This is a genomic window from Variovorax sp. PAMC28562 (assembly GCF_014303735.1).
Taxonomy (GTDB): domain Bacteria; phylum Pseudomonadota; class Gammaproteobacteria; order Burkholderiales; family Burkholderiaceae_C; genus Variovorax.
Window position 1 is genome coordinate 2379267 of the sequence record NZ_CP060296.1, and the last position, 15828, is coordinate 2395094.

The window sequence follows — 15828 nt, forward strand, 5'->3', positions numbered from 1 at the left end:
CTGCCAACGAGCATGAGCATCCAGAGTTCCACCCAACCGATCCGGTTCTTTCACCGCGGCAAAGTCGTCGAAGTGCGCGGCACGCATCCGACGCGATCGGTGCTCGACTGGCTGCGCGAAGACGCCCGCTGCACCGGCACCAAAGAAGGCTGCAACGAAGGCGATTGCGGTGCATGCACCGTGGTGATCGGCGAGCTGGCCGGCGCGGGGAATGTGTCGGGCGAGGGCGCGGTGGGCGGCCTGAACTTGCAGACCGTCAACGCCTGCATCCAGTTCCTGCCGACGCTGCACGGCAAGGCGCTCTTCACGGTCGAAGATTTGAAGTCCCAGTGCGAGATGCAGCGCGACCCGGCGCAGCATGAAAAGCACGCGGTGCGGCAGTTGCACCCGGTGCAGCAGGCGATGGTCGACTGCCACGGTTCGCAATGCGGCTTTTGTACGCCCGGCTTCGTGATGTCGCTTTGGTCGACGTATGAACACCACCAGGCTGGCGGCACCCAGCCGACGCGCCAGCAACTGGCCGACGACCTGTCGGGCAACCTGTGCCGCTGCACCGGCTACCGGCCGATTCTCGATGCCGGCCAGCGCATGTTCGACTTGCCGGCGGTCCGGCTCGATACGGCTCCGGCCGTCGCCGCGTTGACGGGCCTGCAGCGCGAAACCACCTTCACTTACGCAGCGCCGTGGACAGGCAACCTGGCGGGCGCCGCGACCGCTTCCGGCACGACGCTCCCGCGCATCGACCGCTACCACGCCCCCAAAACGCTCGATGAACTGGCGACTCTGCGCGAGCAGAACCCGAAGGCGCAATTGCTCGCCGGCTCGACCGACGTCGGCCTGTGGGTCAACAAGCAGTTTCGCGACCTGGGCGACATCATCTACGTCGGCGATGTCGGTGCGATGAAGGTCGTCGAGGAGCGCGGCGACACCCTGTACATCGGCGCTGGCGCCTCGCTCGAATCGGCCTACGGCGCACTCGCGCAACGCGTGCCCGCGCTCACCGACGTGTGGCTGCGCTTCGCGTCGCCGCCGATCCGCCATGCCGGCACCATGGGCGGCAACGTGGCCAATGGCTCGCCCATCGGCGACTCGCCGCCGGTGCTGATGGCGCTCGATGCCGACATCGAATTGCGCCGCGGTGAACACGTCCGCTGGATGCCACTCTCCGAGTTCTACATCGACTACATGAAGAGCCACATGCAACCGGGCGAATTCGTGCAGGGCCTGGTCGTGCCCCTGGTTGCGATGCGTCGGCAGGTGCGCGTCTACAAGATCAGCAAGCGCTTCGATTGCGACATCTCTGCCTTGTGTGCCGGCTTCGCGATCGAGCTCGATGGGGACATCGTCAAGGAAGTGCGGCTTGCTTTCGGCGGCATGGCCGCGACGGTGAAACGCGCGGCGCAGGCAGAAGCTGCCCTCGTCGGCAAGCCGTGGTCGCAGGTCAGCGTCAAAGCGGCAAAGCTCGCCTTGGCGCAAGACTTCAAGCCGCTGTCGGACATGCGGGCTTCGGCCGCATACCGCCTGCAAGTCGCGCAAAACCTGATCCAGCGGCTGTGGCTCGAAACCCGGACGCAGAATGCGTTGCCTGCCGAGGCGACCAGCGTGTGGAGCGTGATGCCGCACATTACAGCCGTCGCCGCAGTCACCGCTGTTCCAGGAGCCGTCGCATGAACAAGCCCATCGACGCCGCGCTCCTGCAGCCGGCCGAGGCCTTTACCGACTACCTCAAGAACACAGCGGCCCGCATCGACAAAGTCGCAGAAGCCAAGGCGCAGGAAGACGGCGCCCGCGTCGGCATCAGCCGGCCGCACGAGTCGGCTCATCTGCATGTGGCGGGCGAGGCAACCTACATCGACGACATTCCGGAACTGGCCGGCACGCTGCATTGCGCGCTGGGCCTGTCCCCGGTCGCCAATGGCCGGCTGACCTCCGTGTCGCTCGACGCCATCCGAGCCATGCCCGGCGTGGTGGACGTTCTGACGGCCAACGACATCCCGGGCACCAACGATTGCGGCTCGATCGTTCACGACGACCCGATCCTCTGCGCCATCGAAAAGCACGACGATGGATCTTCGTGGGGCGACATCCGCTACATCGGCCAGCCGGTGTTCGCGGTCATCGCCGAAACGCGGGATGCGGCGCGCCGTGCCGCCGCGCGCGCGAAAGACGCGCTGATCATCGAAGCCGTGCCGCCCGTGCTCACGCCGCAAGACGCGCACGCCAGGGGCCAGTACGTCGTGCCGCCGATACACGTCATCCGCGAAACGAACGACGGTGGCGCACGCGGCGCCATCGACCGCGCGCCACACAAGCTCAAGGCGACGCTCGACGTCGGCGGGCAGGAGCAGTTCTATCTGGAAGGGCAGATCAGCTACGCCATCCCCAAAGAGGGCGGCGCGATGCATGTGTACTGCTCGACGCAGCACCCGAGCGAAATGCAGCACCTGGTGGCGCACGCGTTGCATCTGCATGCAAATGAAGTGCATGTCGAGTGCCGGCGCATGGGCGGCGGTTTCGGCGGCAAGGAATCGCAGTCGGCCATCTTCGCGTGCGTGGCGTCGGTTGCGGCGCACAAGCTGCAGAGGCCGGTCAAATTGCGGCTTGACCGCGACGACGACTTCATGATCACCGGTCGACGCCACTGCTTCTGGTACGAGTACGAAGTCGGCTACGACGACGAAGGCCGAGTGCTCGGCGTCGAGATCACGATGGTGTCGCGTGCCGGCCACTCCGCCGATCTGTCGGGCCCGGTGATGACGCGTGCGCTGTGCCACTTCGACAACGCCTACTGGTTGCCCGACGTGGCCATGCACGGCTTCTCCGGCAAGACCAACACGCAGAGCAACACGGCCTTTCGCGGCTTCGGCGGGCCGCAAGGCGCCATCGCGATCGAGAACATCCTCGACACGGTAGCGCGCAAGCTGGAGCGCGATCCGCTTGATGTGCGGCGCATCAATTTCTACGGCAAGACCGAAAACAACGTCACGCCCTACAAGCAGGTGGTGACCGACAACATCATTCACGAGCTGGTCGCGCAGCTCGAAGAAAGCAGCGACTACCGTGCCCGCCGCGCCGAGATCGCAGGCTTCAATCTGAAGAGCGAAGTCTTGAAGCGCGGCATCGCATTGGCGCCGCTGAAGTTCGGCATCTCGTTCAACGTGAAGCACTTCAACCAGGCCGGCGCGCTGGTCCATGTGTACACCGACGGATCGATCCTGGTGAACCACGGCGGCACCGAGATGGGCCAGGGCCTGAACACCAAGGTCGCGCAGGTGGTCGCACACGAACTGGGCGTCAACTGCGAGAGCGTGCGGGCCACCGCGACCGACACCACCAAGGTCGCCAACACGTCGGCCACCGCCGCATCGACCGGCGCCGACCTGAACGGCAAGGCGGCACAAGACGCGGCACGGCAAATTCGCGAACGGCTGGCGGTTTGCGCTGCGGCGCGCCACGGAGGCGATGCCAAGGACGTGCGCTTTGCCAACGACAAGGTCGAGGTCAACGGCCGTACGCTGTCTTTTGCGACCGTCGTCGGCGAGGCGTACCTGGACCGCGTGCAGTTGTGGTCCGACGGCTTCTACGCCACGCCCGGCCTCAGCTGGGACAAGGAAAAGATGGAAGGCCGGCCGTTTTTCTATTTCGCCTACGGTGCGGCTGTGAGTGAGGTGATCGTCGACACGCTGACCGGCGAATGGAAGCTGCTGCGCGCCGACATCCTGCACGACGCCGGCAGGTCGCTCAACCCGGCCATCGACATCGGCCAGATCGAGGGCGCCTTCATCCAGGGCATGGGCTGGCTCACCACCGAAGAACTGGTATGGCACCCGCAGAGCGGCAAGCTGACCACGCACGCCCCCAGCACCTACAAGATCCCGACGGCCAACGATTGCCCGCCGGTCTTCAACGTCAAGCTGTTCGAAGGCGACAACTTCGAAGACTCGATCCACCGCAGCAAAGCGGTCGGCGAGCCGCCGTTGCTGCTGCCTTTTTCGGTGTTCTTCGCGATTCGCGATGCGGTGTCGGCGGTGGCCGACCACAAGGTCGATCCGCCGCTGCGGTCGCCCGCCACCAGCGAGGCGATCCTGGCCGCGATCACTGCCGTTCAAGCATAGGCAGCCGTAGACTTCGCAGCATGTTCGCACCGATGCCCATGCTCGAATCAACGCCTCTTTTTGCTGTGGAGGCGAGCCGTCATGCGTGACCAGGCGCTTTTCGACAAGATCGATCTTCACTTGATCCGCGTGCTTCATACCGTGTTGACCGACCGCAGCGTTTCACGGGCCGCCATTCGCCTTGGCATGTACCAGCCGGCCGTCTCCGCAGCCCTCAAGCGACTGCGCGACCTGTCGGGCGATCCGCTGCTGGTGCGCTCTGGCTCCGGCATGGTGCCGACCGATGCGGGCCTGCGGATGATCGAGCCCGCCGCCGCCATCCTGCGCGCCGCCGAGGTGCTGTTCACCGATGCACGTGGCTTTGATCCGCGCACCGCCACGAGCACCTTTCGCATCGCCGCCAGCGACTACCTCGACCCGCTTTTTCTGCCGATGCTGGTGGCGCAGATCAAGAGCCAGGCGCCGATGTGCCGCATCGAGATCCATCCGCTGTCGCCGGACTCCAACTACCACGGCCACCTGTCGCTCGGCCACGTCGACCTGGTCATCGGCAACTGGCTGAAGCCGCCGGAAGACCTGCACATGGCGCGGCTCTTCGGCGATGAGATCGTCTCGCTCATCAACAAGGATCACCCTGCCGCGCGGCGCGGCTGGGACGTCGACACCTGGCTTGCTGCCGAGCACATCGCGCCGACGCCGACGCACCCCGGCGCGCGGGGCATCATCGACCAGATGCTCGATGCGTTGAAGCTGGAGCGCAACATCACCGCGCGCTGCGCCCACTTCAGCCTGATCCCCGACATGGTGGCATCCAGCTTGCTCGTACTGACCACCGGACGCCAGTATTGCGAACGTTTCATCCCGCGCTTGCCGTTGCAGATCGTCGAGTGCCCGGTGACGCTGCCGCGCCTCATGTACTACCAGCTGTGGCACGAGCGCACGCACTCGTCGAGCTCGGCGCGCTGGCTGCGCGAGACCACCAAGTCGGTCGCCGCGTCGTTGCGGCCGCCGCCTGGTTCCGGTGTCGTCGCAGCCGACAAAAAGAATCCTTCGACAACCCCCACGAGCCCCACCAAGGTATGACGACCTCCAGACTCCAACTTGCGCACATCACCAAGCGCTACCCGGCGGTGGTGGCCAATAGCGACGTGTCGCTGGTGGTGCAGCCCGGCGAAACCCATGCGGTGCTGGGTGAAAACGGCGCCGGCAAATCGACCCTGATGAAGATCATCTACGGCTCGGTCAAGCCCGACGAAGGCACCGTCATGTTCAATGGCCAGATGGTGAACGTGCGCAACCCGCAGGAGGCGAGGGCGCTCGGCATCAGCATGGTGTTCCAGCACTTCAGTTTGTTCGACACGCTGACCGTGGCGGAGAACGTGTGGCTGGGTCTGGACAAAAGCCTGAGGCTGGCCGAAGTGACCCAGCGCATCACCGCCAAGACGAGCGAATACGGCTTGGATATCGATCCGGTGCGGCCGGTGCACACGCTCTCGGTCGGCGAAATGCAGCGCGTCGAAATCATCCGCGCATTGCTGACCGACCCCAAGCTGCTGATCCTCGACGAGCCGACCTCGGTGCTGACGCCGCAGGCGGTGGTCAAGCTCTTCGTCGTGCTCAAAAAGCTCGCGTCAGAAGGCTGCAGCATCCTGTACATCAGCCACAAGCTGCACGAGATTCGCGAGCTGTGCACCGCCTGCACGGTGCTGCGCGGCGGCAAGGTCACGGGCGTGTGCAACCCGCAGAACGAAACCAATGAGTCGCTCTCGCGCCTGATGATCGGCGCCGAACCGCCGCCGTTGCAGCATCGCGCGGTGAAGACCGGCGCAGTGGCGCTCATGGTCGCGGCGCTGACGCTGGCGCGCGAAGACCAGTTCGGTGTCGACCTCGATGCGGTGTCGCTCGAAGTACGTGCCGGTGAGGTGGTCGGCATCGCCGGCGTATCGGGCAACGGGCAACGCGAATTGCTCTATGCGCTGTCGGGCGAAGACGTGCGCGCCGAGGCCTCGATGATCCAGGTATTCGGCCAGCCCGCCGCCCACATGCGGCCCCGCAAGCGCCGTGCACTCGGCCTGCATTTCGTGCCCGAAGAGCGGTTGGGCCGCGGCGCCGTGCCGACGCTCGGCCTCGCGCACAACCTGCTGTTGACGCGCAGCAACGCGGTCGGCAAGACAGGATGGATTCACACCAAGACGCTCGAGCGTCACGCGGCAGAAATCATCAAGCGCTTCAACGTGAAGGCGGGCGGGCCGAGCTCCGCGGCCAAGTCGCTGTCGGGCGGCAACCTGCAGAAGTTCATCGTCGGCCGCGAGATCGATGCCAACCCGAAAATCTTCATCGTGTCGCAACCGACATGGGGTGTCGATGTCGGCGCCGCCGCGTTGATTCGCGGCGAGATCCTGGCGCTGCGCGATGCCGGCTGCGCTGTGCTGGTGGTGAGCGAAGAGCTCGACGAGCTGTTCGAGATCAGCGATCGTTTGTACGTGATTGCCAAGGGCAAGCTGTCGCCCTCGGTCGACCGTGCTGCGGCCACGGTGCCGCGCATCGGCGAATGGATGAGCGGACTGTGGAACACCAACGAGAACGCCGCCAGCGCCGATACCGCTGCCAAGGAGATGGCCCATGTTTAAGCTGGAACCGCGCCCGCAGCTCTCGCGCTTCTGGAGCTACGGCTCGCCCATCCTCGCGCTGCTCATCACGGTGCTCATCGGCATGGTGCTGTTCGCAGCGCTCGGCAAAGACCCGGTCAAGGGGCTGCTGGTATTTTTCTACGAGCCCGTCAAGAGCTGGTACGCCATCGGCGAGTTGATGGTCAAGGCGACGCCGCTGCTCATCATCGCGCTCGGTCTTGCCGTGTGCTTTCGCGCCAACGTATGGAACATCGGCGCTGAAGGGCAGTTCGTGTTCGGTGCGGTGGCTGCAGGAGGCATGGCCTTGCTGGCCGACAAGACAACCGGCCCGTGGATCGTGCCGGCCATCCTGGTCGCGGGCGTGCTCGGTGGCATGTTCTGGGCCGCCATCGTCGCGTGGCTGCGAGACAAGTTCAACGCCAACGAAATCCTGGTGAGCCTGATGCTGGTTTACGTGGCCGTGCTGCTGCTCGGCTACATGGTGGCCGGCCCGTGGAAGGACCCGGGCGGCTACAACTTTCCGCAGAGCAAGACCTTCGAGGCGGTGACGCAGATTCCGCGGCTGATGAAGGGTTCGCGCGTCAGCATCGGCCTGATCATCGCGCTGGTCGGTGTCGGCGTGCTGTGGGTGTTCCTGTTTCGCACGCGGGCCGGCTTTGCACAGCAGGTCGGTGGCTTGGCGCCGGCCGCTGCGCGCTATGCGGGCTTCTCGGCTCGGCGCGCGGTGTGGATTGCGCTGCTGACGTCCGGTGGTGCCGCCGGGCTCGCTGGCGCGCTCGAAGTCGCGGGCCCGATCGGCCAGCTCACGCCTTACGTGCCGGCCGGCTATGGATTCGCCGCCATCATCGTGGCCTTCGTCGGGCGGCTGCATCCGGTCGGTATGGTGTTCTCGGCGCTGCTGATGAGCATGTTCTATATCGGCGGCGAACTGGCGCAGTCACGGCTCGGTTTGCCCAAGTCATTGACCGGCGTGTTCCAGGGCTTGCTTCTGTTCACGCTGCTGGCTTGCGACACGCTCATCGCGTATCGCATCCGTCGCAAACTGGCAGTCAAGGCGGTGGCTGTCCGGCCGACGAGTGCGGGCACTTCGTCGCTGCAAGCCAGCACGCCCCTTACCGCGCAGATGCCGCAAGCCACGCCGGAAGGAGCGATCTGATGGAATCGTATGCATTGCTGCTGGGCTCCACGCTCAGCGCCGGCACCATCCTCGCGCTCGCTGCGCTGGGGCTGCTCATCAACGAGAAAGCGGGCATCGTCAACCTCGGCGCCGAGGGAATGATGCTGTGCGCGGCCATCGCCGGCTTCGCTGCGACGGTGACCACCGGCAACGCGTGGCTGGGGTTTCTGGCGGGCATGGCGGCCGGCGCCGTGCTGGCGGCGATCTTCGGCGTGCTGGTGATCTGGCTGAACACCAACCAGTACGCGACCGGTCTGGCGTTGAGCCTTTTCGGCGTGGGGTTCTCGGCCTTTGCCGGCATCGGCTTCGTGCAGGCCAAGCTGCCCGAGACCATTTCTTACGCGATCCCGGTGCTTGGCGACATCCCGCTGATCGGGCCTGCGCTGTTCCGTCATCACCCGCTGGTGTACTTCGCGATCGCGCTGACTTTCGGGTTGATCTGGTTTCTGTATCGCACGCGCTCGGGCCTGGTGCTGCGCTCCGTCGGCGAGTCGCCGGAGTCGTCGCATGCGCTGGGCTATCCGGTCCGCCGCATCCGTTTCGCGGCGGTGGTCGTCGGCGGCGCGTTGTGCGGGCTGGCGGGCGCCTACCTGTCGATCGTCTACACGGGTTTGTGGGTCGAAGGGATGGTGGCGGGCAAGGGCTGGATCGCGCTGGCGCTCACCACCTTCGCCACGTGGCGGCCGATTCGGGTGCTGCTCGGCGCCTATCTTTTCGGTGGTGTCTCGATGCTCGGATTCCATTTCCAGAGCATCGGCATCGACGTGCCGAGCCAGTTCCTGAGCATGCTGCAATACATCGCGCCGATCGTGGTGCTGGCCATCATCTCGCGCAACCCGGCGTTCATCCGTATCAACATGCCGGCGTCGATCGGAAAGCCGTTTTACCCCGGCTCATAATCGCGTTTTTTCGTGTTTCCCGTCGGTCGTTTCTGTCTTTAGTTTTTGCCAACCTGTCCTTTGAGGATTTATCCAAATGAATGATCTGAACAAGCGCTCCCTGCTCAAGCTCGCTGCTGTCACGGCGGTGGCTTCGGCCGCCCTCATCGGCTGCGGCAAGAAAGAAGAAGCGCCCGCTGCCGCTGCACCTGCTGCGCCGGCACCGACCGCTGCAGCACCGGCGGCAGCACCTGCCGCGCCGCTCAACATCGCCTTTGCCTATGTCGGCCCGGTTGGTGACGGGGGCTGGTCTTTCGCGCACGACAACGGACGCAAGGCCCTGGAGAAGGAATACGGCGACAAGATCAAGACGACCTTCGTCGAGAGCGTGCCTGAATCGGCCGATGCCGAGCGCGTGTTCCGCGACATGGTCGGGCAGGGCAACAAGCTGATCTTCGGCACCACCTTCGGCTACATGGAGCCGATGCTGAAGGTCGCCGCCGACAACAAGGAAGTGAAGTTCGAGCATGCCACCGGCTACAAGACGGCCGAGAACATGCGCACCTACGACAGCCGCACCTACGAAGGCGCCTACATGGCCGGCATCATCGCCGGCGGCATGACCAAGACCAACCAGCTCGGCGTGGTCGGCTCGGTGCCGATTCCTGAAGTGCTGCGCAACATCAACAGCTTCACGCTGGGTGCGCAGTCGGTCAACCCGAAGATCACGACCAAGGTGGTGTGGGTCAACGAATGGTTCAGCCCGCCGAAGGAGACCGAAGCCGCCACCGCGCTCATCAACGGCGGCGCCGACGTGTTGTTCCAGAACACCGACTCGCCCGCCGTGCTGAAGACCGCGCAGGAAAAAGGCAAGCGCGCCTTCGGCTGGGATTCGGACATGACCGCCTACGGCCCCAAGGCCCACCTGGCATCGGCCGTCATCAACTGGGGTCCGTACTACATCAAGGCGACCAAGGACGCGCTGGATGGCAAGTGGGCGACCGGCCAGAGCTGGTGGGGCGTGAAGGAAGGCGCCATCGACATCGTGTCGATCGCCGACGACGTGCCGGCCGACATCAAGACCAAGGTCGAGACCGTGAAGGCCGGCCTGAAGGACGGCAGCTATTCGATCTGGAAGGGCCCGATCGTCGGCCAGGACGGCAAGGAACTGATCGCTGCCGGCGCGGTAGCCGACGACAAGTTCTTGTCGGGCGTGAACTTCTACGTCAAGGGCGTGGACGGCAAGGTGCCGGGCGATAAGAAGTAGAACGAGAGCTCGCCCCCAGGTTGCTGCGCACTTCGTGTCGCAGCGCCCACCCCCTGACCGGGGGCGACACCAGTGGCCCGGCGAAGCCGGTTCCACGGTGTCCCCGGAAGGGCCGCGGGGTGCTTCAGAATGAAGGGTCGCCTTGGGTGGCCCTTTTTCTTTTTTGCGGTTTCGTTTGTTTCATCCCCCTGTTTCCGAAGACGCCACGGCTTTCCTGAAGCGCGGAACGCCTGCTTATCGTCGAGCGACCTTCGCGATCTTCTGCGCCGGCCTGTCGACCTTCGCTTCGATCTATTGCGTGCAGCCTTTGCTGCCGCTGTTCGCGAGCCACTTCGGCGTGTCGGCGGCCAACAGCAGCCTGACGCTGTCGCTGACCACTTTGTGTCTTGCGCTGTGCATGCTGGTTGCGGGTTCGCTGGCCGAAGCACTGGGGCGAAAGCCGGTGATGCTGGTCGCGCTCGGGGTGTCGGGCGTGCTCGGGCTGGCCTGTGCTTTCGTCGATTCGTGGCTGCTGCTGCTCGTGTTGCGTGCGCTGGTCGGCGTTGCGTTGAGCGGGCTGCCTGCTTTGGCGATGGCCTACGTGGGGGAAGAGTTCGATCCGTCGTCGCTGTCGTCGGCGATGGGGCTCTACATCAGCGGCAACGTGCTCGGCGGGCTGGCCGGGCGGTTGCTCTCGGGCGGACTCGCCGACCTCGGTGGCTGGCCGTTGGCGATGGGCGGGATCGCGACGCTGAGCCTGGCATCGCTGGTTATCTTCGCGTGGCTGCTGCCGCCTTCACGCCACTTCAGGCCGCAACCGTTGTCGCTGCGTGGGCTGACCGGCAACTTCGCGATGCATCTCAAAACACCGGCGCTGCGCACCGCCTTCGCGCTGGCTTTTCTGTTGATGGGCAGCTTCGTCGCGGTCTTCAACTACATCGGCTTTCGCCTGGCATTGCCGCCGTTCGGCCTGTCGTCCACGGTCATCGGTCTGCTCTTTACCGTCTACCTGCTCGGCAGCTACAGCGCGAGCAAGGCGGGGTCGATGGTGGACCGCATCGGGGCGCGCCGCGTGGTGCAGATCGGCATCGGTTTGATGCTGCTCGGAATCGGCGCGCTGGCGACACCGTGGCTGCCGGTCGTGGTGGTCGGGCTTGCTTTGCTCACGGTTGGATTTTTTGCCGCGCATGCGGTGGCCAGTGGCCAGATCGGTCAGCGCGCGCACAGCGCAAAGGCACAAGCCGCGTCCCTGTATTTGTGCGCGTATTACCTCGGCTCAGGGGTGCTCGGCTACGCTGGTGGCGCGCTGTGGCAGCACGCGGGATGGGTCGCGCTGATGGCGGGGGTGGCGATTTCAGTGCTCATCGCCGCTGCCTTGACCCGCCGTTGGTAACCGCGGTGCGGCACACTTGCCGAAGAATCATTTCAGGAGTGCCCCGATGACACCCACGACCACGATCGACTTCTCCAAAATCGCATCCGACCGCCTGCCCGAATTGCTTTGTGCGATGCCCAAGGCGGAGCTGCACATGCACATTGAAGGCTCGCTCGAACCCGAGCTGATCTTCGCGCTGGCGCAGCGCAACAAGGTGTCGATTCCGTATGCCGATGTCGAGGCTTTGCGGCGCGCCTATGCCTTCACCAATCTGCAGAGTTTTCTGGACATCTACTACGCCGGCGCGAGCGTCCTCATCACCGAGCAGGACTTCTACGACATGGCATGGGCCTACCTGCAGCGCGCCGCGGCCGACAACGTGGTGCACACGGAGATGTTCTTCGATCCGCAGACGCACACTGCGCGCGGCATTCACGTCAAGACGGTCATCGACGGGCTGCATCGCGCCTGTGTCGACGCCCAAGCACAGCTCGATGTCAGCGCATCGCTCATCCTTTGCTTTTTGCGCCACCTGAGCGAAGAAGACGCGTTCGAAACGCTTTCGCAAGCACTGCCATATCGCGACCAGTTCATCGGTGTCGGGCTCGACTCCGGTGAAGTCGGCAATCCGCCCGAGAAGTTCGCACGGGTGTTCGCGCGCTGCCGCGAGTTGGGCTTTCACCTGGTCGCGCATGCCGGCGAAGAAGGCCCGCCGGAGTACGTGTGGAGTGCGCTCGATGTGCTGAAGGTCGAGCGCGTCGACCATGGCGTGCAGAGCGCAAAAGACCCGGCGCTGATGGCGCGACTCGCTCAAGATCGCATCCCGCTCACCGTGTGCCCGCTGTCGAATCTCAAGCTCTGCGTGTTCCCCGTTCTGGCCGACCACAACCTCGGCGCGCTGCTCGACGCCGGCCTGGTCGCGACCGTCAACTCCGACGACCCGGCGTACTTCGGCGGCTACATGAACGAAAACTTTTTGCAGACCTTCGCTGCGACCGGGCTCACCGCGCAGCAGGCGTGGCAGCTGGCGGCAAACAGCTTCGAAGGCAGCTTCATCGATGACAGCGCGAAGGCGCGCCACATCGATCGGCTCAACGAGGTTTTCGCGCGCTTCGCCTGAGGTCGTGATCTTTCGGTGGCCCTCGGGCTGGCCGATGCTTTGCCGGCGGATGGGACAATCCGTCTGCACAGCCGTTGCTCCAGGCCGCGCACTCTTTTATTCCGGGGCCATGTTGAGGAACACCATGTACAAAAACCTTGTGGCTGCGCTCGCGGCTGCCTGTTGCTTTTTATCTCCCGTCTTTTCTCCCGCGTTGGCCCAGACGGCCAAGCCCGCTGCGTCGAGCGATCCGCTCAAGGTCGCCTTCGTCTACGTCGCGCCGCTCACCGACACTGGCTGGGTCCATCAGCACGACCAGGGCCGCAGAGCGATGGAGATCTCGCTCGGCAGCAAAGTCAAGACAACCTACGTCGAAAATGTGGCCGAAGGCGCCGATGCCGAGCGCGTGATTCGCGACCTGGCGCAGCAAGGCAACAAGCTCATCTTCACCCCGAGCTTCGGCTACATGGAGCCGACGCTGAAGGTCGCCAAAGACTTCCCCGACGTCAAGTTCGAGTCGATCACCGGCTACAAGACCGCGCCCAACGTAGCGACCGCCAACGCGCGCTACTACGAGGGCCGCTACCTGGCGGGCATCGCGGCCGGACGGATGACGAAGACGCATGTGGCCGGCTACGTGGCGGGCTTTCCGATTCCCGAGGTGCTGCAGGGCATCAACGCCTTCACGCTCGGCATGCGCTCGGTCGACCGGCAGGCGCGTGTCAAGGTCGTGTGGCTCGACGTCTGGTTCGATCCGTCGAAGGAACGCGATGCGGCCATGACGCTGTTCAACCAGGATGTCGACGTGATCGCATTCCACACCGGCTCGTCCGCCGTGATGGCGGCGGCGCAGGAGCGCGGCAAGCTGGCCATCGGCTACCACTCCGACATGCGCAAGGTCGGGCCCGACGCCCAACTCGTCGCGGTGACGCACGAATGGGGCGGCTACTACACGCAGCGCGCCCGCGCGGTGATCGACGGCAGCTGGAAAAGCGGCGATGTCTGGGGCGGCGTGGAGGAGGGCATGGTCCACGTCGGCGACTTCGGCTCCAAGGTGCCCAAGGCCGTGCAGGACGAGGTGCTGGCACGGCAGCGCGACATCGCCTCCGGAAAGCTGGTGCCTTTCCGCGCGGTCGCCGACGTGCGCGACAACGAAGGCAACGTCGTCATCGCAAAGGGCACGAGCCTGAGCGATGCGCAGATCCTTCAGATGAAGTGGCTGGTCGAGGGCGTGCAGGGTCGGGCCACGCACTGAGCGTGGGCAGAAGGGCAGCGGCGAGACGGCTGCGACAGAGGATCGCAGACGGCGCGCGTACGATCGCCTGAAAGCGTTTTCAGGAGATAGAACCATGTCAGCCGTGCCACCTGCTGCACCCGCCACAGCACCCCAGGCGTTCACCGCCGAGTTCCCGATTCGTTCGCTCGACGATGTCCGACGGCTCGAAGAAACGCCGCTTGAAAAGGCGCTCACCGTTCGCAGCACCTACGAGCTTTTCTGCAACGTCGCGCGCGCCCATGGCGACCGCCCGGCGCTCACCTTTCTGCGCACCGGCGACCCGGAAGACGAACCCATCCGTTGGACCTACGCCGAGCTGTTGCGCGGCATCCATCAAACGGCCAATCTGCTGCACACGCTGGGCGTCGGTCCGCAGGATGCGGTCGCCGTGTTGCTGCCCGGTTGCCTCGACTATCACCTCGCGTTGTGGGGCGGCGAGGCGGCCGGCATCGTGCAGCCGCTGAACCCGCTGCTGACCGACGAAAAGCTGGTGTCGCTGATGCGGGCGGCCGGTGCCAAGGTGCTGATCGCTTACGGCTCGGACGATGAGTCGGGCATGTGGTCGAAGGCGATGCGGCTGCGCAGTCAGGTGCCGACGCTGACGATGGTGTTGCGCGTGGCGCCGCACGATGAGCCTGCGGATCCGGTGATCGACTTGCCGGAAGGCGTCGGCGATTTCAGTTCGCTGCGCGCGCAGCAGCCCGACGATCGGCTGGTGAGCGGGCGCGACATCGCACCCGAAGACATCGCCGCGTACTTCCACACCGGCGGCACCACCGGCGCGCCCAAGCTCGCGCGGCACAGCCACGGCGCGCAGGTCTTCACCGCGTGGGCCTGCGTCCAGCTGACCGGTGTCACGCACACCGACGTCACCATCAACGGCTACCCACTGTTCCATGTCGCGGGCGTGCTGCCGGCCTCGCTGGCGTCGCTGTCGGCGGGCGTCGAGTCGATCATTCCGACGACCTCGTTGTTGCGCAACAAGACGGTGCTGGCCAACTACTGGCGGCTTGTCGACAAGTACCGGCCGACTTCGCTGTCGGCGGTGCCGACGGTGCTGGCCGCGCTCGCCAACGTGCCGTTGAACGGTGCCGATCTTTCGTCGATTCGCTACTGCCGAACCGGTGCCGCCGTGCTGGCGCCGGAACTGGCGGCGCGCTTCAAGCGGCTGTTCGGCCTGCATGTGCACGAGAGCCTCGGCATGACGGAAATGGCCGGCATCTCGACCATCACGCCGCCGGGCGTCGAAGGGCAGGCCGGCTGCGTTGGCTTCAGGCTGCCCTATTCGCAGATGCGTATCGTGGCGCTCGACGATCAAGGCGGTGCCAGCGACCGTGACGTGGCGCCGGGCGAGCACGGCATGGTGCTGTTCAAGTCGCCGAATCTGTTCTCGGGCTTCCTCGATCCGGCCGACACGGCCAAGGCTTTCACCGGCGACGGCTGGCTGGCGACCGGCGACCTCGGCTGGCTCGACGATCAGGGCCGGCTCAACCTCACCGGCCGCTCGAAAGACCTGATCATCCGCAGCGGCCACAACATCGATCCGAAGACCATCGAAGACGCGCTGGGCGCTCATCCCGCGGTGCAGTTGTGTGCGGCAGTGGGCGCGCCCGACGCGTATGCGGGCGAGCTGCCGGTGGCCTATGCGACGTTGGTGCCGGGCGCGCAGGTGACCGAGGCGGAACTGCTGGCTTTCACTTCGGCCGGCGTCGACGAAGCGCCTGCGCGGCCCAAGTCGGTGACTATCATCGAACACATGCCGATGACCAACGTCGGCAAGATCTACAAGCCGGAACTGCGTGGCTTGGCAGGGCAGCAGGTTGCAAGTGCGTTGGTGGACGTGGTCTGCACCGGACTGGGGCTCGGCGCGATGGCGCGTCCGACGGTGCGCATCGAAGGTGAAACCGGCGTTGCGGTGCTGATCGATGCGTCGGCCGCCGCCGCGCATGCGGACGCGTTGCAGGCGCAACTGCAGGAGGCGCTGGGCCGGCTGCCGATCAAGACGCGGGTCGCTCTGGTTTGAGCGCTCTGG

Annotated in this window: 11 protein-coding genes; all 11 read left to right on the forward strand. The window is 65.2% G+C overall.

Annotation, left to right across the window (positions count from 1 at the left end; translation table 11 throughout):
• Nucleotides 1-12 precede the first annotated feature (12 nt).
• The 11 genes from xdhA (at nt 13) to H7F36_RS11305 (ending at nt 15819) form a co-directional block, all read left to right on the forward strand.
• Nucleotides 13-1671: a xanthine dehydrogenase small subunit gene (gene xdhA / locus H7F36_RS11255; protein ID WP_187050915.1), complete on the forward strand. Its 1659-nt coding sequence runs from the start codon at nt 13-15 to the stop codon at nt 1669-1671.
• Nucleotides 1668-4115: a xanthine dehydrogenase molybdopterin binding subunit gene (gene xdhB, locus H7F36_RS11260; RefSeq protein ID WP_187050916.1), complete on the forward strand. Its 2448-nt coding sequence runs from the start codon at nt 1668-1670 to the stop codon at nt 4113-4115. Before xdhA ends, xdhB begins: the two co-directional genes overlap by 4 nt.
• 81 nt (nt 4116-4196) lie before the next feature.
• On the forward strand, nt 4197-5198 hold the full coding sequence (locus H7F36_RS11265) for a LysR family transcriptional regulator (RefSeq protein ID WP_187050917.1): 1002 nt from the start codon (nt 4197-4199) through the stop codon (nt 5196-5198).
• Nucleotides 5195-6745, forward strand: a complete 1551-nt coding sequence (locus tag H7F36_RS11270) for an ABC transporter ATP-binding protein (RefSeq protein ID WP_187050918.1) — start codon at nt 5195-5197, stop codon at nt 6743-6745. Before H7F36_RS11265 ends, H7F36_RS11270 begins: the two co-directional genes overlap by 4 nt.
• Nucleotides 6738-7901, forward strand: coding sequence for an ABC transporter permease (locus H7F36_RS11275; RefSeq protein WP_187050919.1), 1164 nt, complete (start codon nt 6738-6740; stop codon nt 7899-7901). Before H7F36_RS11270 ends, H7F36_RS11275 begins: the two co-directional genes overlap by 8 nt.
• Nucleotides 7901-8821 carry an ABC transporter permease gene (locus tag H7F36_RS11280; protein WP_187050920.1) on the forward strand — a complete coding sequence of 307 codons (921 nt, stop codon included), beginning with the start codon at nt 7901-7903 and terminating at the stop codon, nt 8819-8821. Before H7F36_RS11275 ends, H7F36_RS11280 begins: the two co-directional genes overlap by 1 nt.
• A 76-nt stretch (nt 8822-8897) precedes the next feature.
• The gene (locus tag H7F36_RS11285; protein WP_187050921.1) at nt 8898-10067 is read left to right on the forward strand and encodes a BMP family ABC transporter substrate-binding protein; all 1170 of its coding nucleotides are present in this window, start codon (nt 8898-8900) and stop codon (nt 10065-10067) included.
• Nucleotides 10068-10242: 175 nt separating this feature from the next.
• Nucleotides 10243-11439, forward strand: a complete 1197-nt coding sequence (locus H7F36_RS11290) for an MFS transporter (protein ID WP_187050922.1) — start codon at nt 10243-10245, stop codon at nt 11437-11439.
• Nucleotides 11440-11485: 46 nt separating this feature from the next.
• Nucleotides 11486-12541, forward strand: a complete 1056-nt coding sequence (locus H7F36_RS11295; protein ID WP_187050923.1) for an adenosine deaminase — start codon at nt 11486-11488, stop codon at nt 12539-12541.
• 124 nt (nt 12542-12665) lie between these two features.
• Entirely contained in the window at nt 12666-13775 is a 1110-nt protein-coding gene (locus H7F36_RS11300) for a BMP family ABC transporter substrate-binding protein (protein ID WP_187050924.1), read from the forward strand.
• A 94-nt stretch (nt 13776-13869) separates the two neighbouring features.
• Complete coding sequence (locus tag H7F36_RS11305) at nt 13870-15819, forward strand: acyl-CoA synthetase (protein WP_187050925.1); 1950 nt, start codon at nt 13870-13872, stop codon at nt 15817-15819.
• Nucleotides 15820-15828 lie beyond the last annotated feature (9 nt).

Excerpts from the sequence above, each read along its gene's own strand:
- xdhA (WP_187050915.1), top strand. The coding sequence starts at position 13 with ATGAGCATCCAGAGTTCCACCCAACCGATCCGGTTCTTTCACCGCGGC.
- xdhB (WP_187050916.1), top strand. The coding sequence starts at position 1,668 with ATGAACAAGCCCATCGACGCCGCGCTCCTGCAGCCGGCCGAGGCCTTT.
- H7F36_RS11265 (WP_187050917.1), top strand. The coding sequence starts at position 4,197 with ATGCGTGACCAGGCGCTTTTCGACAAGATCGATCTTCACTTGATCCGC.
- H7F36_RS11270 (WP_187050918.1), top strand. The coding sequence starts at position 5,195 with ATGACGACCTCCAGACTCCAACTTGCGCACATCACCAAGCGCTACCCG.
- H7F36_RS11275 (WP_187050919.1), top strand. The coding sequence starts at position 6,738 with ATGTTTAAGCTGGAACCGCGCCCGCAGCTCTCGCGCTTCTGGAGCTAC.
- H7F36_RS11280 (WP_187050920.1), top strand. The coding sequence starts at position 7,901 with ATGGAATCGTATGCATTGCTGCTGGGCTCCACGCTCAGCGCCGGCACC.
- H7F36_RS11285 (WP_187050921.1), top strand. The coding sequence starts at position 8,898 with ATGAATGATCTGAACAAGCGCTCCCTGCTCAAGCTCGCTGCTGTCACG.
- H7F36_RS11295 (WP_187050923.1), top strand. The coding sequence starts at position 11,486 with ATGACACCCACGACCACGATCGACTTCTCCAAAATCGCATCCGACCGC.
- H7F36_RS11300 (WP_187050924.1), top strand. The coding sequence starts at position 12,666 with ATGTACAAAAACCTTGTGGCTGCGCTCGCGGCTGCCTGTTGCTTTTTA.
- H7F36_RS11305 (WP_187050925.1), top strand. The coding sequence starts at position 13,870 with ATGTCAGCCGTGCCACCTGCTGCACCCGCCACAGCACCCCAGGCGTTC.